This is a genomic window from Pseudomonas sp. DWP3-1-3b3 (assembly GCF_049896305.1).
GTDB classification, from domain to species: Bacteria; Pseudomonadota; Gammaproteobacteria; order Pseudomonadales; family Pseudomonadaceae; genus Aquipseudomonas; species Aquipseudomonas azotoformans_A.
In genome coordinates this window covers 1,031,201-1,051,970 of record NZ_JAFCUA010000001.1, presented here as the reverse complement: position 1 = coordinate 1,051,970, position 20,770 = coordinate 1,031,201, and the positions used below count along the sequence as shown (strand labels likewise).

The 20,770-nt window shown below is 60.6% G+C and carries 22 protein-coding genes, 1 pseudogene and 1 riboswitch; of the genes and pseudogenes, 14 read left to right on the top strand and 9 right to left on the bottom strand.

What is annotated here, in order from left to right:
• The first annotated feature begins 54 nt into the window (after positions 1-54).
• The 4 genes from ACP7BX_RS05105 to ACP7BX_RS05090 all read left to right on the top strand — a co-directional run bounded on the left by ACP7BX_RS05105 (position 55) and on the right by ACP7BX_RS05090 (position 1,966).
• The gene (locus ACP7BX_RS05105; RefSeq protein WP_038849867.1) at positions 55-612 is read left to right on the top strand and encodes a hypoxanthine-guanine phosphoribosyltransferase; all 558 of its coding nucleotides are present in this window, start codon (positions 55-57) and stop codon (positions 610-612) included.
• A gap of 3 nt (positions 613-615) precedes the next feature.
• Positions 616-1,083 (top strand): WbuC family cupin fold metalloprotein, encoded by a 468-nt coding sequence (locus ACP7BX_RS05100; protein ID WP_016976599.1) that lies wholly within the window; start codon positions 616-618, stop codon positions 1,081-1,083.
• A 35-nt stretch (positions 1,084-1,118) separates the two neighbouring features.
• Positions 1,119-1,604 carry a hypothetical protein gene (locus ACP7BX_RS05095; RefSeq protein WP_426128185.1) on the top strand — a complete coding sequence of 162 codons (486 nt, stop codon included), beginning with the start codon at positions 1,119-1,121 and terminating at the stop codon, positions 1,602-1,604.
• A 74-nt stretch (positions 1,605-1,678) separates the two neighbouring features.
• A complete protein-coding gene (locus ACP7BX_RS05090) occupies positions 1,679-1,966 on the top strand; it encodes a PA4642 family protein (protein ID WP_016976601.1) in 288 nt (95 codons plus the stop codon).
• A gap of 63 nt (positions 1,967-2,029) precedes the next feature.
• Here the strand turns inward: ACP7BX_RS05090 and mqo are convergent, their stop codons facing one another.
• Complete coding sequence (gene mqo / locus ACP7BX_RS05085; RefSeq protein ID WP_426128187.1) at positions 2,030-3,538, bottom strand: malate dehydrogenase (quinone); 1,509 nt, start codon at positions 3,536-3,538, stop codon at positions 2,030-2,032.
• Between the two features lie 718 nt (positions 3,539-4,256).
• A complete protein-coding gene (locus ACP7BX_RS05080) occupies positions 4,257-4,490 on the bottom strand; it encodes a hypothetical protein (protein ID WP_033899399.1) in 234 nt (77 codons plus the stop codon).
• Between the two features lie 194 nt (positions 4,491-4,684).
• Here ACP7BX_RS05080 and ACP7BX_RS05075 point away from each other — a divergent pair, with 194 nt between their 5' ends.
• Positions 4,685-5,272 (top strand): YajG family lipoprotein, encoded by a 588-nt coding sequence (locus ACP7BX_RS05075; protein WP_038849873.1) that lies wholly within the window; start codon positions 4,685-4,687, stop codon positions 5,270-5,272.
• Between the two features lie 57 nt (positions 5,273-5,329).
• Here the strand turns inward: ACP7BX_RS05075 and ACP7BX_RS05070 are convergent, their stop codons facing one another.
• Entirely contained in the window at positions 5,330-5,539 is a 210-nt protein-coding gene (locus ACP7BX_RS05070) for a hypothetical protein (RefSeq protein ID WP_033899405.1), read from the bottom strand.
• 182 nt (positions 5,540-5,721) lie between these two features.
• Between ACP7BX_RS05070 and ACP7BX_RS05065 the strand changes: the two genes are divergently transcribed.
• Positions 5,722-5,979, top strand: a complete 258-nt coding sequence (locus tag ACP7BX_RS05065; protein ID WP_061435340.1) for a hypothetical protein — start codon at positions 5,722-5,724, stop codon at positions 5,977-5,979.
• Positions 5,980-5,982: 3 nt separating this feature from the next.
• On the opposite strand, the gene ACP7BX_RS05060 is transcribed toward ACP7BX_RS05065, so the two are convergent.
• Positions 5,983-7,146, bottom strand: coding sequence for a 1-acyl-sn-glycerol-3-phosphate acyltransferase (locus tag ACP7BX_RS05060; protein WP_269132870.1), 1,164 nt, complete (start codon positions 7,144-7,146; stop codon positions 5,983-5,985).
• Between the two features lie 132 nt (positions 7,147-7,278).
• Between ACP7BX_RS05060 and ACP7BX_RS05055 the strand changes: the two genes are divergently transcribed.
• Genes ACP7BX_RS05055 through ACP7BX_RS05045 form a run of 3 tightly spaced genes read left to right on the top strand, consistent with a single transcriptional unit; the run spans position 7,279 to position 8,390 of the window.
• On the top strand, positions 7,279-7,461 hold the full coding sequence (locus tag ACP7BX_RS05055; RefSeq protein ID WP_177112875.1) for a CPXCG motif-containing cysteine-rich protein: 183 nt from the start codon (positions 7,279-7,281) through the stop codon (positions 7,459-7,461).
• An 11-nt stretch (positions 7,462-7,472) separates the two neighbouring features.
• On the top strand, positions 7,473-7,733 hold the full coding sequence (locus tag ACP7BX_RS05050) for a putative signal transducing protein (protein WP_033899411.1): 261 nt from the start codon (positions 7,473-7,475) through the stop codon (positions 7,731-7,733).
• Between the two features lie 36 nt (positions 7,734-7,769).
• The gene (locus tag ACP7BX_RS05045) at positions 7,770-8,390 is read left to right on the top strand and encodes an SOS response-associated peptidase (protein ID WP_426128190.1); all 621 of its coding nucleotides are present in this window, start codon (positions 7,770-7,772) and stop codon (positions 8,388-8,390) included.
• On the opposite strand, the gene ACP7BX_RS05040 is transcribed toward ACP7BX_RS05045, so the two are convergent.
• Entirely contained in the window at positions 8,387-9,130 is a 744-nt protein-coding gene (locus ACP7BX_RS05040; protein WP_370590777.1) for a methyl-accepting chemotaxis protein, read from the bottom strand. The genes ACP7BX_RS05045 and ACP7BX_RS05040 overlap by 4 nt on opposite strands.
• 114 nt (positions 9,131-9,244) lie before the next feature.
• Positions 9,245-9,445: pseudogene (locus ACP7BX_RS05035) on the bottom strand (HAMP domain-containing protein); the annotation flags it as partial.
• A gap of 1,321 nt (positions 9,446-10,766) precedes the next feature.
• Between ACP7BX_RS05035 and ACP7BX_RS05030 the strand changes: the two are divergent.
• Entirely contained in the window at positions 10,767-11,585 is an 819-nt protein-coding gene (locus ACP7BX_RS05030) for a M48 family metallopeptidase (protein WP_038849881.1), read from the top strand.
• 43 nt (positions 11,586-11,628) lie between these two features.
• Here ACP7BX_RS05030 and ACP7BX_RS05025 read toward each other — a convergent pair whose 3' ends face one another.
• From ACP7BX_RS05025 to ACP7BX_RS05015, 3 genes are all read right to left on the bottom strand, one after another.
• Positions 11,629-12,213 (bottom strand): TMEM165/GDT1 family protein, encoded by a 585-nt coding sequence (locus tag ACP7BX_RS05025; protein WP_016978300.1) that lies wholly within the window; start codon positions 12,211-12,213, stop codon positions 11,629-11,631.
• 88 nt (positions 12,214-12,301) lie between these two features.
• A riboswitch (yybP-ykoY riboswitch) is annotated at positions 12,302-12,423 on the bottom strand.
• Between the two features lie 50 nt (positions 12,424-12,473).
• Positions 12,474-13,472, bottom strand: coding sequence for a class I SAM-dependent methyltransferase (locus ACP7BX_RS05020; protein ID WP_033899421.1), 999 nt, complete (start codon positions 13,470-13,472; stop codon positions 12,474-12,476).
• A gap of 30 nt (positions 13,473-13,502) precedes the next feature.
• Complete coding sequence (locus ACP7BX_RS05015; protein WP_426128192.1) at positions 13,503-14,468, bottom strand: 2-hydroxyacid dehydrogenase; 966 nt, start codon at positions 14,466-14,468, stop codon at positions 13,503-13,505.
• A gap of 85 nt (positions 14,469-14,553) precedes the next feature.
• On the opposite strand from ACP7BX_RS05015, the gene ACP7BX_RS05010 reads away from it, so the two are divergent.
• The 4 genes from ACP7BX_RS05010 to ACP7BX_RS04995 all read left to right on the top strand — a co-directional run bounded on the left by ACP7BX_RS05010 (position 14,554) and on the right by ACP7BX_RS04995 (position 20,667).
• Entirely contained in the window at positions 14,554-15,186 is a 633-nt protein-coding gene (locus tag ACP7BX_RS05010) for a LysE family translocator (protein WP_426128194.1), read from the top strand.
• 131 nt (positions 15,187-15,317) lie between these two features.
• Entirely contained in the window at positions 15,318-17,000 is a 1,683-nt protein-coding gene (locus ACP7BX_RS05005) for a fatty acid--CoA ligase (protein ID WP_177002427.1), read from the top strand.
• A 331-nt stretch (positions 17,001-17,331) separates the two neighbouring features.
• The gene (locus tag ACP7BX_RS05000) at positions 17,332-19,275 is read left to right on the top strand and encodes a DUF1302 domain-containing protein (protein WP_426128196.1); all 1,944 of its coding nucleotides are present in this window, start codon (positions 17,332-17,334) and stop codon (positions 19,273-19,275) included.
• A gap of 27 nt (positions 19,276-19,302) precedes the next feature.
• Positions 19,303-20,667 (top strand): DUF1329 domain-containing protein, encoded by a 1,365-nt coding sequence (locus tag ACP7BX_RS04995; protein ID WP_133074634.1) that lies wholly within the window; start codon positions 19,303-19,305, stop codon positions 20,665-20,667.
• Positions 20,668-20,770 lie beyond the last annotated feature (103 nt).

Below are 20,770 nucleotides of genomic sequence, written 5' to 3'. Positions count from 1 at the left end.
GAGAAGCGTACCTTCGCCCGCTTTTCTTGCCACAGCACCCCCTTGGAGAGCGCCATGTCCGCTGATCTCGAGCATATCCGTCAAATCATGCGCGAGGCTGACTGCCTGTACACCGAAGCGCAAGTCGAAGAGGCGATCGCCAAGGTCGGCGCGCACATCACCCGCGAAATGGCCGACACCAACCCGGTGGTCTTCTGCGTGATGAACGGTGGCCTGATCTTCGCCGGCAAATTGCTGACTCACCTGCAATTCCCGCTGGAAGCCTCCTACCTGCACGCCACTCGCTATCGCAACGAAACCAGCGGCGGCGACCTGTTCTGGAAAGCCAAGCCGGAAGTTTCGTTTATCGACCGCGACGTGCTGATCATCGACGACATCCTCGATGAAGGTCACACCCTGGGCGCGATCATCGACTTCTGCAAACACGCCGGCGCGCGCAACGTGCACACCGCCGTGCTGATCGACAAAGACCACGACCGCAAGGCCCGCCCAGACCTCAAGGCCGATTACGTCGGCCTGCCGTGCATCGACCGCTACATCTTCGGTTACGGCATGGACTACAAAGGCTACTGGCGCAACGCCAATGGCATCTACGCCGTCAAAGGGATGTAAGCCATGGCCCGCTTTCTGGATCAGACGCTGTTTGCCGAACTGGCCGAGAAAGCGGGCGCCAGCCCTCGTGGCCGGCACCATCACAACTTCCACCAGATGGAAGAACCTTGCCACCGTCTGGCCGTAGGGCTGCAACCCAGCACTTATGTGCCGCCGCATCGTCACCTGAGTGCGGACAAGGCGGAAACCTTGCTTGTGCTGCAGGGCAGCCTGGGTTTGCTGGTGTTCAGTGAGTCCGGCGAAGTGCTCACCAAGCGCGTGATGCAGGCTGGTGGTGAATGCGCTGGGGTCGATCTTCCACCTGGCGTGTTCCACGGCCTGGTGGTGCTTGCGCCCGACACGGTGATGTTTGAGTGCAAGGCTGGCCCGTATCGCCCGGTGGGCGAAGGCGAACTGGCCGACTGGGCCCCCCGCGAAGGCGATGCCGGCGTGGCCGAGTATCAACGCTGGATGCTTGCCCAGTTCGATTGAGCTACAGTGCTGGGCCCATCTTGCCGGAGCGGCCCATGAGCCTGTTGATACGCACCTGCGCCGCCCTGGCGCTGACCCTCAGCCTGCCGCTGGCTGCGGCGCCGGCACCGATGCACAGCCAATTCCTGCCGTCGGACGATCTGGCCATGCGTGCCGAAACGCCCGATCAGCAACAACTGCTGCAAGTCACCGAGTATGCGGTGGTAGTCGGCAACCAGCGCCAGTCCAGCCAGCAGCCGATCCCGGTGACCTCGCCGCTGATGATCCGCCTCAAGGGAAAGTCCCTGAACAAAGGCGCCTCTATCGCTCAAGTGGTGCTCAATTTCGACGCCGAAAGCAAAAGCCTGAAAAAACCGGCCTACGATGACAAGAGCAAAACCCTGACACTGTCCTACCCGGTGGCCCAATACCGCGTGATTGTCGACCTGCTGCGCAATGACACGGTGTATGTGCAGTTTCTCAGCTACGCCAATGGCCACATCTGGGCGGATCTGCACACCGGCGCTGTAAAGGCCAGGTAGCCCCGCCTACACAAGCCCGCGCCCCGCAGGTAGACTTCAAACCCCGTGTAAATGTCTGCAGGCTGGAGTCGGTAATGCGTAAAGATAAGAAACAGGTGATTGGTGACGAGATCGGCGACGATCAGATCAAGTTGTTCCTGGACTTCGAGCCGGTCGACGCGACTTCCCCGTCCCTGCACAAACTGATCAAGGCCTACCGTGGCCTGCGTATCGACGATTTCGAGCGGTTCCTGGGCTTTTTCAAGGAAGCGGGCCTGGACCTCGACGGCAAGGATGAGCATGGCCAGACCTTCGTCGACCTGATCAAGGACCAGCGCAACGCGGACGAGTACATCGAACTGATCGAAAACGCTCGCGGCTGATTATCCGAGACATAAAAAAACGCCCCGTCCTCAGGTTGAGAGCGGGGCGTTTTTTATGGTGCTTCAAGCGTAGCTTTCGGTCTCGGCGGCAGGTTCAACCAGCTCCAGGCTGATGTTGTTCTGCGCGTTGATCTTGCGATACAGCTCGGCGTCCGTCTCCAGTACCTTTTCCCGTGCCGGGAAAATTTCCTGCAACTTGGCGGCCCATTCACCCGCTGCTTTGCCTGGGAAGCACTTCTCGATCAATTCCAGCATGATCGAAACGGTCACCGAAGCACCCGGGGACGCGCCCAGCAGCGCAGCCAGCGAGCCATCTTTGGCTGCGACCAGCTCAGTGCCGAATTGCAGCACGCCGCCTTTTTTCGGATCTTTCTTGATGATCTGCACCCGTTGGCCGGCCACTTCCAGGCGCCAGTCTTCGGCTTTCGCCTCCGGGTAGAAACGACGCAGGGATTCCAGGCGCTGTTCCATGGACTGGCGTACTTCGCTGACCAGGTACTTGGTCAGGTCCATGTTGTCGCGGGCCACGGCCAGCATCGGGCCGATGTTGCCGGCGCGAATCGACATCGGCAGGTCGAGGAACGAGCCGTGCTTGAGGAACTTGGTGGTGAAACCGGCGTATGGCCCGAACAGCAGGGACTTCTTGCCATCCACCACGCGGGTGTCCAGGTGCGGCACGGACATCGGCGGCGAACCCACGGCGGCCTGGCTGTAGACCTTGGCCTGGTGGTGCTTGACCACGTCCGGGTTGTCGCAACGCAGCCACTGGCCGCTGACCGGGAAGCCGCCAAAACCTTTGCTTTCCTCGATGCCCGAGGCTTGCAGCAGCGGCAGGGCCGCGCCACCGGCGCCGAGGAACACGAACTTGGCGTCCACTTCACGGCTGTTGCCGCTGTTGACGTCCTTGATGCTCACGGTCCAGCCCGCGCCGTTGCGCTTGAGGCCGGTGACGCGCTTGCAGTACTTGACCTGAGCGTCGGGCGAGCTGGTCAAGTGGCTGAGCAGTTGGTTGGTCAGCGCGCCGAAGTTGACGTCGGTGCCGTTCATCACGCGGGTGGCCGCGATTTTTTCGTCGAGCGGGCGGCCCGGCATCATCAGCGGCATCCACTCGGCCATTTCGCTACGGTCTTCGGTGTAGTGCATGTCCGAAAACGCGTGGTGCTGGCTGAGAGATTCAAAGCGCTTCTTGAGGAAATCCACGCCTTTGTCGCCTTGCACGAAGCTCAGGTGCGGCACCGGACTGATAAAGGACTTTGACGAGCCAAAGGTGCCCTTTTTGGTCAGGTACGCCCAGAACTGCTTCGACACCTCGAACTGGGTGTTGATGTGCACGGCTTTCTTGATGTCGATGGAGCCATCGGCGGCCTTCGGCGTGTAGTTCAGCTCACACAGCCCGGCGTGGCCGGTCCCGGCGTTGTTCCACGGGTTGGAACTTTCCGCGGCACCCGAATCCATCAGCTCAACGACTTCCAGCTTGAGGCCGGGGTCGAGCTCTTTGAGCAGTACGGCCAGGGTGGCACTCATGATGCCGGCCCCTACCAGTACTACGTCGACTGCTTCGTTATGCGCCATTTAACGCGTCTCCAAAATCTGCAGCACCAAATTGACGGCATGGCTGCCAGGAGTGACGGGGCGGTTCACGTGTTGCCCCAGGTTACCCATGGCCAGGATCGCCATGTCCGATTCGCAATTCTTTGCATGTTCAGCGCACGCTTCCTGCCGGGCTAATCTGCCTATGAACGCATTCATGGGCGCCTGTGGCAATTCGACTTATGGTCAAAGCGTGCGATTCGTGCAACCAATCCGTAGCGGACAGGCTCAAGCTCCGGTTTTTAAGGCGTGCTCGGTCCTGTGTGGTTGGGCTGTTCCAGACGCTGATGGTGCTTGTACAAACGCCAAACTATTCATTTGCTCGCCACACTCTTGTGAAGTTGTGAAAACCCGTTTTTTCACGCTCTTTTGAAGACGTGAACCTCAAAAAAGGGCTGCCCCAGCCTGGCACCTGGCCCCTAGCCGACACGCGGCAAAACGGGCAAACAACTCAAGTGGCCGAGCGCAATGGCAGCTCTGGCAGATTCGGTAAAGGCGGGTGGTTTGCAAAGAAAACAGCAAGCGCGCCAGCTTCACTCGATCTGTGTGGGCGGCTCTCTGTGGGCGATTGGGGGGTTAGTGCCGAGGCATTAACGATGCTGCGAGGCCCGATCAGGAGACGTCCTTATAATCGGGGGGAGATTGTAGCGAAGAACGCCAGGGAAATGGGCGTGTTTTATGACTTTTATTAGGCGTTCGGTCAGGCGGCCAACGGCTGATGCCGGGGCGACCGCGCAGGACGTGGGCTGACGCGGGCACGGGCTGGCAGCGGGTGGTGCATCCAGCTCAGGCGGATTTCATCGATTTCTACCCAGCCATCGCCAACAGGCGGCTGGCTGCATTCTTTGAAGGCCTGGCAACGACCTTGCACATCGAGCAGGGCGAACTGGCGAAGGGCGGGCTTGCGCGTAAACAATGACCAGAGAAAATGCATGGGGATCAACCTCCTGAGATTGGGACCCAGCATGCCTGGCCGGGATGACGAGCCCATGTAACGGGTGTGACATATCGGTGACATCGAACCGCCGCCCAGCCAACCGGTCTCAGGTTGTAACTGATGCTAGTTCCCCGCAGTGGCGCCCCGCTATACTGCCGGCCTGTCGGATCCTGATTTCTGGAGAGAAGCGCATGTTGCAACGCCTGTTGTTCGGTTTGATCACTGTGACCAGTTTGACGCTGGTTGGCTGCGCCAACAGCCCGCAACAACTGACCCCTGAGCCGAAAATCACCACGCAGCTGGCCCCAGTGGGCCACGGCCAGCCGGTGTCGGTGCGGGTGGTGGATGGTCGTCCATCGCCGACCCTCGGCTCGCGCGGTGGCCTGTACCCGGAAACCGCCCTGGTCTCGGTGAATGCCCAGGACGTGCTGCCCAAGCTGCAGGCCCAGGCAGAAGCCGCCGTGCGTCTGCTGGGTTTCACCCCGAGCGCGAATGCACCGGGTGCGCCGCAGTTGACCATCACCCTGGCTGAGCTGAAGTATCAATCGCCTAAAGACGGCCTGTACGTGACCGAAGCGTCCATCGGCGCGACCTTCAAGTCCGATGTCAGCGCCGGCACCCGTCGCTACAGCGGTCGTTATGGCGCGTCCCTGAACCAGCGCTTCGGCATGTCGCCGAACCAGGAAACCAACACCAAGCTGGTCAGCGACGTCCTCAGTGATGCCTTGACCCGCCTGTTCAAGGATCCAAGCATCGGTTCGTTGCTCAGCTCGCAATAAGCGATCCCACAAAAAGCCGGGCTCAGTGATGAGCCCGGCTTTTTTTCGTCTCCAGTTTCATGCGGCGCTGTCGATACAGAAATCCAGCAGGCTCACCCCTGTCAGCAGATCGGTCTCCGGCAAGTCCGCATGCTGGTGTCCGCCGAGGGCGCAATACACCAGCCAGTGGCGGTCCTGGACGTTGAATGCGAGGCCGCCGACCAGTGCTTCTTGCTCATCACTCTGGGCGATCAGGTACAGCCGATCCTGGTTTTGCGCGTGCAGCATGACAAGCTCCTAAGCGTCGAAGGGCAACAGAGTGGCTTGTTAAGGTGACGTTCAGGTGACGGCGTAAATTACTGGATACATTACCCGTCAATGGGGGAGGGAGCATTTACGGCGCCGGAGGCCACTATCGTTCAGGTTTGTATCTGAACTGATACCAAAACACTGTTTTACCGAGGTTTGCGATGGCGCTGCCCGCATTATTGACCAATGTTGTTGCGTTAGCAGTGGCCTGCCCGGGCGCTGCGCTGCTGTTCCTTACTCGCCTGCGCGAACAGCGCGCACTGGCCGACCTGACCGCGCAAGGTGAAGACCGTGCGATCGACCAACCGATGTTGTTTCTGGATGTGCGCACCGAACGGGCGCATCGTCTGGCTTACCGCATCGGGTTTGCCTGCCTTGGGCTGGCGCTGGCCATCTCCTGGCTCAGCACCCGCCTTTAGGCCCTACAGGGCAATCCCGGCCTTGACCCGATACTGATTACGCACCGGCGTTGCATATTGCACCACCAGGAAAGGGCGGTGCTCGGCCGGGCATTCGTTCAAGCGCCGCTCCCACTCTGCCTTGGCCTTGGCCAGTTCGTCCGCCGGGAACACTTCGGCGGCGGTCGGCACCTGCAATTGCGGGTCGGCATCGCTCCACTGGGCGTAGGCCAAGTAATGCACCGGGAACAAACGGTATCCGCCGAGAATCTGCCGGTCCATCTCTGCGGCCAGCAGCTTGGTGTCTTCGAAGCGCTCGGTGATCGGCGGTGCAAAGTTCACGTGCACCCGACCTTTATAGCCGGTGATGCCCAGCGCAATGCTCACGTCATCCTCGCCCGGCGCCTTGCTGTAGGTGCCGGTGGTGGCGCGGATGTACAGTTCGCGGGCCTTGGCTGAATCGCACGGGTCGTATTCGTAGCTGATAGACACTGGCGTCAGGTTCAGCGACTGGATCACCTCGGCAAACGGCTCATCCTTGCGGCTGACGTGGAACATCTTGAGGATCGCCGACTCGGTGCGATCATCCCCATCCTTGGCGCGCCCTTCAGCCTGGGCGATCCAGATCGACGCACCGTCGTTGCGGATCGAATGGTTGATGTACGCCGACAGCAGCTGATAGGCCGCCATCTTCTCTTTGCGCCCGGTGATCGAGCGGTGCACGATGAAGCTCTTGTTCAGGCGCATCAGGTCGCTGACAAACGGCTTTTGCAACAGGTTGTCGCCGATGGCGATACGTGGCGTCGGCAGGCCGGCGTGGTAAACAGCGTAGTTGACGAAGGCCGGGTCCATCACGATATCGCGGTGGTTGGCCAGGAACAGGTAAGCCGTGCCGGACTTGAGCTGCTCGACGCCCGTGTAGGTCACGCCGTCGGTCGCCCGATCAATGGTGTGGTCGACGTAGTACTCGACTTTGTCCTGCAGCGTGGCCACGGTGGTGACGCCAGCGAACTCGCGGCGCAGTTTGCGGGCGATCATCGGCTTGAGCAGCCAGCCCAGGGCGCCGGCAAAGCGCGGGAAGCGGAAGTGGGTCAGGATGTCCAGAAAGGCCTTGTCACTGAACAGACGTGCCAGCACTGCCGGGACTTCGCTGTCGTTGTAAGGTCGGATGGTATCGAATTCGCCCATCATGCTCTCTTGTTAGAAACGGCTAGGGTAAGTAAAGGAAATACCAGGGGGCGGACTGAGGAATGGCCTCAGCCGAAAATAGCCCTGTCAATAGACCGGCGATTATACGCACAAGTCACCTTGGAGGCTGCGATGCTGGAAAACGCGACGTACGATTGTCCTTATTGCGGTGAAGTGGTCGAGACAACTGTGGATTTATCTGGCGGTGACCAGCGCTATATCGAAGACTGCCAGGTCTGTTGCCGGCCGATCATTTTCGATCTGCAGGTACATGGGGAAGAGTGGATGCTCGAAACCCGAAGCGAAAACGAATAACGGATACACCCATGCAGCGAATCTACGAACCGGAAAACCTGATGGAAGGCGAGTTGCTGCAACAGATGCTCGCCAGCGAGGGCATCGAGGCGCATCTGGTGGGCCGTCATTTGCTCGGCGGCACTGGCGAATTACCTATTTTCGGCCTGCTGGGCCTGGAGGTGGACAACGACCGCGCCATGGACGCCCGTGAGCTGATTACTGCTTATATCGGCGCACAACCGCTGCCCGGTGATGAACCCGACAGCTTCCCCGATGTGCTGGTCTGTTAGGCTGTCGGTCGGTTTACCCAAGAGTCGTGTTGCCCCATGTGTGGACGTTATGCCCTGTTTCGCTGGAACCCCGCCTTTGCTGCCTTGCCGGGCTTCCCGGCCGACCAGCAGGCCCAGTGGAATATTTCCCCGAATGATTCGGTGCTGATCCAGCGTGTCACCGATGGTCAGCGCACCCTGGCCCGCGCCCGCTGGGGCCTCACGCCGCCGTGGTTGACCGATCTTTCCCGCACGCCCGCCCATGCCCGCGCCGAAACCCTGGCCGAACAACCGATGTTCCGCGAAGCATTCCGCCAGCGCCGTTGCCTGCTGCCCGCCAATGGGTTCTACGAATGGCGCGGCACCCAGCGCAAACGCCCGTACTGGCTGACGCCGGGGGAGGGCTCCACGCTGTTTTTCGCCGCGATCTGGGAAGCGTATCCGGTGCAGGAACAGGTGTGGCTGAGTACGGCGGTGGTGACCCAGGCCGCGCATGCTCAGCGTCGCCCGCTGATTCTGGATGAGGCCGGGCAGGCCGCCTGGCTCGATCCCGAGACGCCGTTGCATGTATTGCAAGGCCTGCTGGCCAGTGAACCCGTCGCGTTGCGCGAGCGGGTGCTGGCCAACATGGTCAACGATCCCAAGCTCAATGGGCCGGAGTGCCTGACCCCGGCTTAGACCTTGAACTGATTGATCAGCCGGCGCTGCTGCTCCGCCAGCTTGGTCAAGTCCGCACTGGCCGCGCTGGATTCATCCGCGCCGCCCGCCACTTCATTGGCCACCTGGCCGATATTGATCACGTTACGGTTGATGTCCTCGGCCACTGCGCTCTGTTCCTCGGCGGCACTGGCGATCTGGGTGTTCATGTCGTTGATCACCGAGACGGCCTGGGTGATCGTCTCCAGCGCTTCGGCCGCCTTAGCCGCGTGTTGCACGCTTTCATCGGTGCGGTTCTGGCTGTCCTCCATCACCCGCACCACGTCCCGCGTGCCTTGTTGCAACTGCTGGATCATGGTCTGGATTTCTTCGGTGGCTTTTTGGGTCTTCTGCGCCAGGTTGCGCACTTCGTCGGCGACCACCGCAAATCCACGACCTTGCTCACCGGCCCGTGCTGCTTCGATGGCGGCGTTGAGCGCCAGCAGGTTGGTCTGTTCGGCAATCCCGCGAATCGCGGTGAGGATGGCGTTGATGTTCTCGCTGTCCTTGGCCAGGGTTTGCACCACGCTGACGGCCTTGCCGATTTCCTCGGCCAGCGCGCCGATGGAGGTGGAGGTGTCGCGCACGATGCGCATGCCTTGGCTGGCGGCCTGGTCGGCATGGCTGGCAGCTTGGGCGGCCTGGGTGGCGTTGCGCGCAACGTCTTGCGCGGTGGCGGTCATCTCATGCACGGCGGTGGCGACCTGATCGATTTCCACCATCTGCTTATGCACGCCCTGATTGGTACGGATCGCGATGTCGGCGGTGTGTTCCGAGGAATCGCTGACCTTCTGCACCGAACTCACCACCTGGGTAATCATGCCTTGCAGCTTGATCAAAAAGGTGTTGAAGCCGGTGGCGATCGCGCCCAGTTCATCGGCGCGGTCACTGGTCAAGCGCCGCGTCAGGTCACCTTCGCCTTGGGCGATGTCATTGAGCATGGCCACCATTTGTTTGAGTGGGCGGGCAATGCCGTGGCCGACCAGCCAGATCACCAGCAATCCAATACCCGCGATCAGCAGACCGGCGATGGTCATGCCGAAGATGTCGGTCTTGCGCTGGGCTTCCAGGTCGCTTTGCAGCTTCTGCGAATCGGCCATCACGGCGCTGAGCGGTAGTTGCAGCATCAGCGTCCAGCGCGCGTCGGCCTGGCCGATATTGAACGGCAGGAACAGCTCGATGTGCCCGTGTTCCTTGTCGATGTCGTAGCGCACTTCGCCGACTTTCAGTTGGCCGAGGTTCGCCAGTTCGTTGCTGTCGAGCAGGTCGGTGGCCTTTTCGCCGAGCTTGCTGGGGTCCTTGGTGTAGGCCACCAGGCGACCGTTGCTGGAGATCAGCGCCAGTTCACCCGCGCCGTTGTAGAGTTTTTGATCGGCACTGGTGAGCATGTCCTGGATGAAGTTCACCGACAGGTCGGCACCGACGATGCCTTGGAACGCGCCGTCGATCATGATCGGCTCGATGAACGAAGCCAGCATCACCATCGCATTGCCCACCTTATAAGGGGCGGGGTCGATGGCGCAGGCCTTTTTATTTTCCTTGGAGCACAGGTAGTACTCACTGGCGCGTACGCCGGTGGAGAGGATGTTTTGGTCGTTGACGTCGGCAAGCTTGTCCAGGCCCAGGCTGCCATCGGCGTTGCGATACCACCACGGCAGGAAGCGGCCGTCGGCGGCCATGCCGACAATGGGGCTGTTCACATAGGCCGCGTCGTTATGATCGATCGCGTTGGGCTCCCAGCCAATGTAGGCGCCGAGGATCTTCGGGTTGCGCACCACGGTTTCATGCAGCAGGTTGATCAATTGCTCGCGGCCGACTTGCAGGGCCGGCTCGCTCTTGGTGTCTTTCATGCCGAGCAGGGCGTTGGCGGTGGCCAGGCTCTTGGCGGTCACCAGCGGCGCTTCGAGTTCGCGCTGGATCAGGGTGGCCTGGGTCTGGGCCAGGGCGGTCAGGCGTTGCTCGATGATCTGTTCAAACTGCACCTGGGTGCGATCCTGCACCATCTCTTGGGTCCGCGCTCCGGCAAACAAGGCGTACAGCACCAGCACCGCGACCACGCTCAGGACAATCGCCCCGGCCAGTGCCGCGACAGAAAATTGGATCGACTTGAATTTCATGAAGGCTCCGGGCACAGGGGAGAGAATCCGCCTTTTTGTATCGGCCACGGGCGCGCAGGGCATTAGGGGGTGTCCTACAAAAATGTTTGGAGTGTCGCAAATGGAATGCCCGCCGCCGTTGTGGGGGCGGTGGGATGTATCTGAAAATCAGCGGTTACACGTCTGGTGTATCTGGCGTCGATACAAACGAGCGCCTACGATACGCGCCATGTTTTAAGGGCGTGTTTTCAGGGAGAGGTTCATGAAGAAGTCATTGGCAGTTAGCGGCCTGGTTGCAGCGATGCTGCTGGCCGGGTGTCAGTCGGTCAACACCACCAGCGGCGGCGCCGTTGGGGTTGAGCGCAAGCAGTACATGTTCAGCATGCTGTCGAGTCAGGAAGTCGACCAGATGTATGCCCAGTCGTACCAGCAGACGTTGGGCGAAGCCAATAGCAAGGGCCAGGTGGACAAGACCAGCGCCAACGCCAAGCGCGTGCAGGCCATCGCCAACCGCTTGATCGCCCAGGCGCCGACCTTTCGTGCGGATGCCGCGCAGTGGAAGTGGGAAGTGAACCTGATCAAGAGCGACGAGATGAACGCCAACTGCGGGCCTGGTGGCAAAATCTTCGTGTACAGCGCCTTGATCGACAACCTCAAGCTCACCGATGACGAACTGGCCGCTGTGATGGGCCACGAAATCGCCCACGCCTTGCGTGAACACGGCCGTGAAGCCATGTCCAAGGCCTACGGCATCGAGATGGCCAAGCAGGGCGCCGGTGCGTTGTTCGGTCTTGGCCAGGACAGCCTGGCATTAGCCGATACCGTGGCCAACTACGGCATGACCTTGCCCAACAGCCGCAGCAATGAAAACGAAGCGGACCTGATCGGCCTGGAGCTGTCGGCCCGTGCAGGCTACAACCCGAACGCTGCCATCACCTTGTGGAACAAAATGGCTAAAGCCTCGGAAGGTGCGCCGCCGGAGTTCATGAGTACTCACCCGGCTTCTGACAGCCGAATCGCCTCGTTGCAGGCGGCGATTCCGAAGGTGATGCCGCTGTACCAGCAGGCCAAAAAGTCCTGAAGGGTTGAGGGTTCCCATGCCGGGCATGGGAACCCTCATCGGTTTAGATCCAACCGCTGCTCTGCATGGCCTTGTAAACCGCCACAATCGCCAGGATGAAGAACGCCGACGCCGCCAGTCGACGAATCAAGGTCAACGGCAGTTTCTCCGCCGCAAAATTCCCCGCCAGGACCACCGGCACGTTGGCAATCAGCATGCCCAGGGTCGTCCCGATAATCACCAGCCACAACTCCGGGTACTGCGCCGCCAGCATCACCGTGGCGATCTGCGTCTTGTCACCGATTTCCGCGAGGAAGAATGCGATCAGGGTAGTCAGGAACGGACCGAATTTGCGCGTGGTACTGGCTTCGTCATCGTCGAGTTTGTCGGGCACCAGGGTCCACAAGGCCGTGGCGCAGAAGCTCGCCGCGAGGATCCAGTGCAACACCGCATCCGAGAAGAAACTGCCGAACCAGGCCCCCACGGCACCGGCGGCCGCATGGTTGGCCAGGGTCGCGGCGACGATGCCGGCGATGATCGGCCAGGGTTTGCGAAAGCGTGCGGCCAGGATGAGCGCGAGCAGTTGCGTCTTGTCGCCGATTTCGGCCAAGGCAACGATTGCGGTAGGAACGAGTAATGAATCCAGCATCAGGTAGGTTTCCAGGGGCGGGTCGACACGGCTATGACACGTACAGCCTTCCCGCCCCGGGTAAGGTGTGCGTGTCATAGGTCTTGTCAAACCCCGGTCCGTCTGTGCGGACTCCTGGGTCGCATACGCCATGGTCTGCTGACCAAGTATGTTGACGTATGCCGGACGAGCGTGGCGCTCGTGGGAGACTACTCCCCTAGGACGGAGCGGATTCTGCCTAGGCAAAATCCATTCGGCAAGCCTTCTTTTTCAAACGCCCGTCAGCCGCGCTTGGCGCGGTAGATGCGAAAACCATTGCCCTCGGCCTTGATCGCGCACACGCCCAGGTGCTCTTCGATCAGCGGTTGGTACTTGAGGAAGCTGTTGGCGACCAGGCGAAGTTCGCCACCTTTTGCCAGGTGTTTCGCCGCTTTTCGCAGCAGGTTTTCAGTGGCGAAATAATCGGTGTGTACGCCGACATGGAACGGCGGGTTGCTCAGAATCGCGTTCAAACCCATAGGCGCCGCGTCGATGCCGTCACCGGTCAGCACGTCGGCTTCCAGACCATTGGCGGCCAGGGTCAAGCGACTGCTGGCGGCGGCGAAGGCGTCCACGTCGAGCATCGTCACCGTGTTGTGCGGGTAGCGACGTTTGACCGCAGCCCCCAGCACGCCCGCGCCACAACCGAAGTCCAGCAAATGGCCGCTTGGCAGTTTGTCCAGATGCTCCAGCAACAACTCGGTACCACGATCCAGGCGCCCGTGGCTGAACACGCCTGGCAGACTCACCACTTTGAGTGGGCCCTCGGCCAGCGGCACGTCGAAGACCTGGGCGAGGCTCTCCAGCTCGACCGCCTGCGGGGCGTTGGCCACGGTGATCTGCCACAGCTGGCAATGCCGCGCACTGTCGAGCTTGCGCGGTTTGCCGAAGGGGATCAGCTGCTTGGCGGCGCTTTCGATCCCGGCTTTCTTCTCGCCGACCAAAAACACCTCGGCGCCGGGCAGGCGCGAGGCCACGGCGTTGAGCAGGTAGTCGGTGAGGTCCTTGGACTTGGGCAGGAAGATCACCGCCACATCAAACGCCCGCTCCGGCACGTTCACGCCGAACTGGCTGCGCTCGGGGAAACGAGCGTCGAGTGCCGCCTGATCGCCGGCATGCCAGCACCAGCCGTGGGCGTTGGGCAGGCGACCCAGCAGGTCGTCGGCAGGCAAGCCCACCAGCAGCAGGTTGCCTTGAAAAAGTTCGGCCTGACGAAGCAGTACTTCACTGCGCGGATCCATGGTCTGCTCCTTGAAAAGGGGCGCAGTTTATCAACTGACGACGCGCAGCGGGGCCCCGTTGAAAAAGCCCCGCGCGTTTTCCGCCAGTTGGCCGACGATGCGCTGGCGCGCTTCGCGACTGCCCCAGGCGTTGTGCGGGGTGACGATCAGCCGAGGGATGTCGCCGGCCAACAGTGGGTTGCCATTCACCGGCGGTTCCACGCTCAGCACATCGGTGGCCGCGCCGCCCAGATGGCCGCTGCGCAAGGCGTCCGCCAGGGCCTGCTCGTTGATCAAGCCACCGCGCGCCGTGTTGACCACAAACGCGCCAGGTTTAAGCAGTGCCAATTCGCGGGCGCCGATAAAGTCGCGGGTGTGTTCGTTGAGTGGGCAGTGCAGGGTGAGTGCGTCCACCTGGGCCAGCAGTTCATCCAATGGCACGCGGTCGGCACGCGCTGGCCGGCCTGGAATAGCGCCGAGCACAACACGCATGCCGAACGCTTCAGCCAGTCGCGCGACGGCGCCGCCCAATTCGCCATGACCGAGCAGGCCGAGGGTCTTGCCTTCCAGCTCGACAATCGGGTGGTCCAGCAGGCAGAACTGCTTGGCTTCCTGCCACTTGCCGGCGCTGACGTCCCGTTGATAATCCTTCAAGCGCGTCGCCAGGTTGAGCAACAGCATGATCGTGTGCTGCGCCACCGACGGCGTGCCGTAGCCCTGGCAGTTGCTCACGGTGATGCCGTGGGCGCGGGCGGCGTCGAGGTCGACGTTGTTAGTGCCGGTGGCCGACACCAGGATCAGCTTGAGTTCCGGGCAAGCCGCCAGGGTTTCGGTACTGAGCGCGATCTTGTTGCTGATGACCACGTGGGCGCCTTGCACGCGTTCAATCACGTTCTGCGGCGTGGTGCCGGTAAACAACTGCAACTCGCTGAAGCTGTCTCGCAGCTCGCTGAGGTCGAGGTCCCCAAGGTCCAGGGACGGGTGATCAAGGAAGACGGCGCGGCGATTGTTCGTCATCAACTGTACCTTTTGCGACAGGGTTCGAAGGCGTAATCTCTTGAGCCTATCAGATGAAATAATCAGTTACTTAATTGGAGTGAGCATGTACGCCGCCGAGTTCTTGACCGTAGCCCTGATTCACTTATTGGCGGTGGCCAGCCCCGGCCCGGATTTCGCGGTGGTGGTGCGTGAAAGTGTGACCCACGGCCGTCGCGCCGGCACCTGGACTGCGCTGGGCGTCGGTTCGGCAATTTTCCTGCACGTGGGTTATTCGTTGCTCGGTATCGGCTTGATCGTGTCCCAGTCCATCGTGCTGTTCAACGCCTTGAAATGGGCGGCGGCGGCCTACCTGCTGTACATCGGCTTCAAAGCCCTGCGCGCGCAGCCGGCCAAACCTGCCGCCGAAGGCGAGTTGCACCGCGAAGCCGGCGAGCGCACCCCGCGTGGCGCGTTTACTGCCGGTTTCGTGACCAATGGCTTGAACCCCAAGGCCACGCTGTTCTTCCTGTCGTTGTTCACCGTGGTGATCAACCCCCACACACCGCTGGCGATCCAGGCGGGTTACGGCGTTTACCTGGCGGTAGCGACGGCGCTGTGGTTCTGCCTGGTGGCCATGCTGTTCAGCCAGCAGCGCGTGCGCGCCGGGTTTGCGCAGATGGGGCACTGGTTTGATCGGACCATGGGCGCGGTGTTGATTGCCATCGGCGTGAAACTGGCATTCACCAGCATGAAATAGGCTGGATGCTGGCGCAAAGCTAGCATTCATCGGGTTCTGCAAATCATTCCTTTGGCTGATTTGGCTGAAACATATGCGCTCTACAGTGCAGTTCTTTCAGCCAAGACCGTGCAGTCATAAAAGGGATTCGTATGTTGCAGACCCGCGTCATTCCGCCCGCCGAAGGTGCGTACCAATACCCGCTGTTGATCAAACGCCTGTTGATGTCCGGCACCCGCTATGAAAAGACCCGGGAAATCGTCTACCGCGACAAACTGCGCTACACCTACCCCACCCTGATCGAGCGCGTTGCCCGCTTGGCCAATGTGCTGACTGAAGCGGGCGTGAAGGCCGGTGATACCGTGGCGGTGATGGACTGGGACAGCCACCGTTACCTGGAATGCATGTTTGCCATTCCGATGATTGGTGCGGTGATCCACACCATCAACGTGCGCCTGTCGCCGGAACAGATCCTCTACACCATGAACCACGCCGAGGACCGCTTTGTGCTGGTCAACAGTGAGTTCGTGGGGCTTTACCAGGCGATTGCCGGGCAGTTGACCACGGTCGACAAGACCCTGCTGCTCACCGACGGTGAGTCCAAGACCGCCGAACTGCCTAACCTGGTGGGCGAGTACGAAACCCTGCTGGCCGCCGCCAGCCCGAAGTACGACTTCCAAGACTTCAACGAAAATTCTGTCGCCACCACTTTCTACACCACCGGTACCACCGGTAACCCCAAGGGCGTGTATTTCACCCACCGCCAGTTGGTGCTGCACACCATGGGCGTGGCGACCATCATGGGCAGCGTCGACAGCGTGCGGTTGCTGGGCACCAACGACGTGTACATGCCGATCACGCCGATGTTCCACGTGCATGCCTGGGGGTTGCCGTATGTGGCGACCATGCTCGGCCTGAAGCAGGTCTACCCTGGCCGCTACGACCCGGAATACCTGGTGGAGCTGTGGCGCAAGGAAAAGGTCACCTTCTCCCACTGCGTACCGACCATCCTGCAAATGGTGCTCAACGCCAAGGCGGCTCAGGACGTGGATTTCGGTGGCTGGAAAATCGTCATCGGCGGCAGTGCGCTTAACCGTTCACTGTACGAAGCGTCCAAGGCCCGTGGCATTCAGTTGACCGCCGCCTACGGCATGTCCGAGACCGGGCCATTGGTGTCCTGCGCCCACCTCAACGAAGAACTGATGGCTGGCAGCGAGGATGAGCGCACCACTTACCGCATCAAGGCCGGCGTGCCCGGGCCGTTGGTGGAAGCGGCGATCATCGACGGTGATGGAAACTTCTTGCCCGCTGATGGCGAGTCGCAAGGTGAGCTGGTGCTTCGCGCGCCATGGCTCAGCGAAGGCTATTTCAACGAGCCGCAAAAAGGCGCCGAGCTGTGGGAAGGCGGCTGGATGCACACGGGCGACGTAGCCACGCTGGATGCCTTCGGCGTGATCGACATCCGCGACCGCATCAAGGATGTGATCAAGACCGGCGGCGAGTGGATCTCCTCCCTGGCCCTTGAAGACCTGGTCAGCCGTCACCCGGCGGTACGCGAAGTAGCGGTGGTGGGCATCGCCGACCCGCAGTGGGGCGAGCGCCCGTTTGCCTTGCTGGTGGTGCGAGATGGCCATGTGATAGGGGCCCGTGAGCTCAAGGAACACCTCAAGCCGTTCGTGGAACTGGGCCACTTGAGCAAGTGGGCGATTCCGAGCCAGATTGCCGTTGTTACTGAAATTCCCAAGACCAGTGTCGGCAAGCTCGACAAAAAACGTATCCGCATCGACATCATCGAATGGCAGGCCAATAACAGCACCTTCCTCTCCACCCTCTGACGCCCCTCGCCGTGCCCGTTCGGGCACGGCAATGCTCTATCTGGCACCTCTACTTGTGATTTGCCGATTTTCAGCCATCCTTGCCGCGTCGGCCTTCGTCGACGTGGCGAAAGGGTCGTGGCAGACGGGTCGGTGATGCAAATCACACTTTAGAGGGATCAAGCACTACCCCCTGCTGGCTATAGTCCCTTCCAGAGTTTTTCAAGGATGTTCCGCTTCGGGCCATGGGGGCTCGGCTGCCGAGCGGCATTGGAATCGTTGTATTCCGGCCGTTACACGCATCACAGAAAGAACTCACTGCCATAACAATAATGCACATGGAGTAGCGTCGATGACCTCAGTAAACCAGTTCTGGCGCCGGGCAAGACTGCCCCTGGCCGTCAGTCTCGCTTCTACGCTCGCCGGGCCCGCATTCGGCGTCAGTTTCAACATTGGTGAAATCGAAGGGAGTTTTGACTCGTCGCTTTCCGTGGGCGCCAGTTGGTCGACAGAAAAAGCCAACAAGAACCTCATCGGTTCCAACAATGGCGGGCATGGTCTCTCGCAGACCTCTGACGACGGGCACTTGAACTTCAAGCGCGGGGAAACGTTCTCGAAGATCTTCAAGGGCATCCATGACCTGGAACTGAAGTACGGCGATACCGGTGTGTTTGTGCGCGGCAAGTACTGGTATGACTTCGAACTCAAGGACGAAAGCCGTCCGTTCAAGGACATCAGCGACAGCAACCGCAAAGAGGGCGCCAAGTCTTCGGGGGCGCAGATCCTCGATGCGTTTATCTACCACAACTACAACATTGCTGATCTGCCGGGTTCGGTGCGCTTCGGCAAACAGGTAGTGAGTTGGGGTGAAAGTACCTTCATTGGTGGCGGTATCAACTCCATCAACCCGATCGACGTGTCTGCGTTCCGTCGTCCGGGTGCCGAGATCAAGGAAGGTCTGATTCCGGTCAACATGTTCTATCTGTCTCAGAGCATTACCGACAACCTTTCTGCCGAAGGCTTTTATCAGCTCGAATGGGACCAGACCGTCACCGACAACTGCGGCACCTTTTTCTCGCAGCCCGACGTGATTTCTGATGGCTGCGATAAAAACCTGGCTGTTCTGGCCACGCGTAATAATTTGAACAATGGGTTGGCTGGCCGAGGTATTCCCGCCAACTTCCGTAATTCGATCATCAATACGCTGCAGGCGCGAGGCGTGAATTTCGGCAGCCCGGACGAAGGGACTATCGTGAAGCGCGGGCCTGACCGCGATGCGCGTGACAGCGGCCAGTTCGGTCTGGCGTTGCGCTACATGTTTGAGCCGCTGGACACCGAGTTCGGCGCCTACTTCATGAACTATCACAGCCGTGCCCCGATCTTCAGTGGCAGAGGGGCGCCTGCAAGCGCCTACAGTCCTACTGCATTGGCCGGATCCTTGATTGGTGCGGGTGTTCCGGGCGCGATCGCAACCAACCCCGCGCTACTGGCATCCCTGATGCCGTTGGTGGTTGCGGGCAACTCCAGCTACTACGTCGAGTACCCTGAAGATATTCGTCTCTATGGGTTGAGCTTCTCCACCACGTTGTCCACCGGTACGGCCTGGAGCGGTGAAATCAGCTATCGCCCGAATGCGCCTGTACAACTCAATACAACCGATATCCTCTATTCCGGCCTGACACCGCTGGACCCGAATGCGTCGGTTCTGCAAGGCAAGGCAGATACCGATCAGCCGGGCTACCGCCGCAAGGAAATCACCCAACTGCAAACGACGTTCACCCACTTCTTCGACCAAGTCATGGGCGCCGAGCGGCTGACGCTGGTTGGCGAGATCGGCTTCACCCACGTAGGTGGGTTGGAAAGCACGTCCAAAGCGCGTTATGGCCGCGACCCGGTTTATGGGCCAGGTCCTTTGCCTAATGGTCGTTGCCAGACCCTGAACGCGAGCACATTGGCGGGCGCAGCCATGAACAACGTTTCGCGCTACTGCGAAAACGATGGCTTCACCACGGCCAACTCCTGGGGTTATCGCGGACGGGCGATCTGGGACTACAACAGCGTATTCGCGGGCGTCAACCTCAAGCCTAGCGTGGCGTGGTCCCATGACGTGAGCGGTTACTCACCTGGCCCTGGTGGCAACTTCGAAGAAGGCCGTAAAGCCATCAGCCTGGGCCTGGACGCCGAATACCAGAACACCTACACCGCAGGTCTTTCGTACACCAACTTCTTTGATGGCAAGTACACCACTGTGGATGACCGAGACTTTGTTGCGCTCAGCTTCGGTATGAACTTCTAAGCGACCGTATTTCAGGAAGACCAGAACATGAAAATAACTAAAAGTCTGTTGCACGTGGGTGTGCTTGGGCTGTCGATCCTGGCGAGCAACGTCATGGCGGCAGTGTCGGCGGATGAAGCCGCCAAGCTGGGTACGACCCTGACACCGATGGGCGCTGAAATGGCCGGTAACGCGGCGGGCACCATTCCTAAATGGTCACCGCTGCCCACCAACGCAGGCGCTGTCGACGCCCGTGGGTTCCTGGCCAACCCTTACGCCAGTGAGCAACCACAATTCACCATTACCGCGGCGAACGTCGAGCAGTACAAGGACAAGCTGGCGCCGGGGCAGTACGCGATGTTCAAGCGCTACCCGGACACCTTCAAGATGCCGGTCTACCCGACCCATCGTGGCGCTACCGTGCCGGCGGATGTGTTCGCAGCCATCAAGAAGAACGCCACCACCACCAACCTGGTGTCTGGCGGCAACGGCCTGGAAAACTTCGAAACCGCCGTACCGTTCCCGATTCCGAAAAGCGGCGTGGAAGTGATCTGGAACCACATCACCCGTTACCGCGGTGGCAGCGTGACCCGTCTGGTGACCCAGGCCACGCCGCAAACCAACGGCTCGTACAGCCTGGTTTATTTCCGCGACCAGTTCGTGTTCCGCGACAAGATGAAAGACTTCGACCCGAAAAATCCGGGCAACGTGCTGTTCTACTTCAAGCAGCAAGTGACCGCGCCGGCACGTCTGGCCGGTGGTGTGCTGCTGGTGCACGAAACCCTGGACCAGGTGAAGGAGCCGCGTTCGGCCTGGGTCTACAACGCCGGCCAGCGCCGTGTGCGCCGGGCGCCGCAAGTGTCCTATGACGGGCCAGGCACCGCAGCCGACGGCCTGCGTACCTCCGACAACCTCGATATGTACAACGGTGCGCCGGATCGCTACGACTGGAAGCTGGATGGCAAGAAAGAAATCTACATCGCCTCCAACAGCTACAAGATCGATGATCCGAAGCTCAAGTACGCCGACATCATCAAGGCCGGCCACATCAACCAGGACCTGACCCGCTACGAGTTGCGTCGCGTCTGGCACGTGGTCGCCACTTTGAAAGAAGGCCAGCGCCACATCTACGCCAAGCGTGACTTCTTCATCGACGAAGACACCTGGCAAGCCGCCGTGATCGACCACTACGACGGTCGTGGCCAACTGTGGCGCGTGGCGGAAGCCCATGCCGAGAACTACTACGACAAGCAAGTGCCGTGGTACGCCCTGGAAACCCTCTACGACCTGCAGTCCGGCCGTTACCTGGCGCTGGGCATGAAGAACGAAGAGAAGCAGGCGTATGACTTTGGCTTCACCGCCACCACCAGTGACTTCACCCCGGCGGCCCTGCGCCAGGATGGTGTTCGCTAACGTGCGTTAACCGAGGCCGCATCCTCGCAAAGAAGCCCCGACCGGTTCGGGGCTTTTTTGTGCGCGTATTTTTTTGTCGCAGTTCTTTTTCAGTCATTTGTAG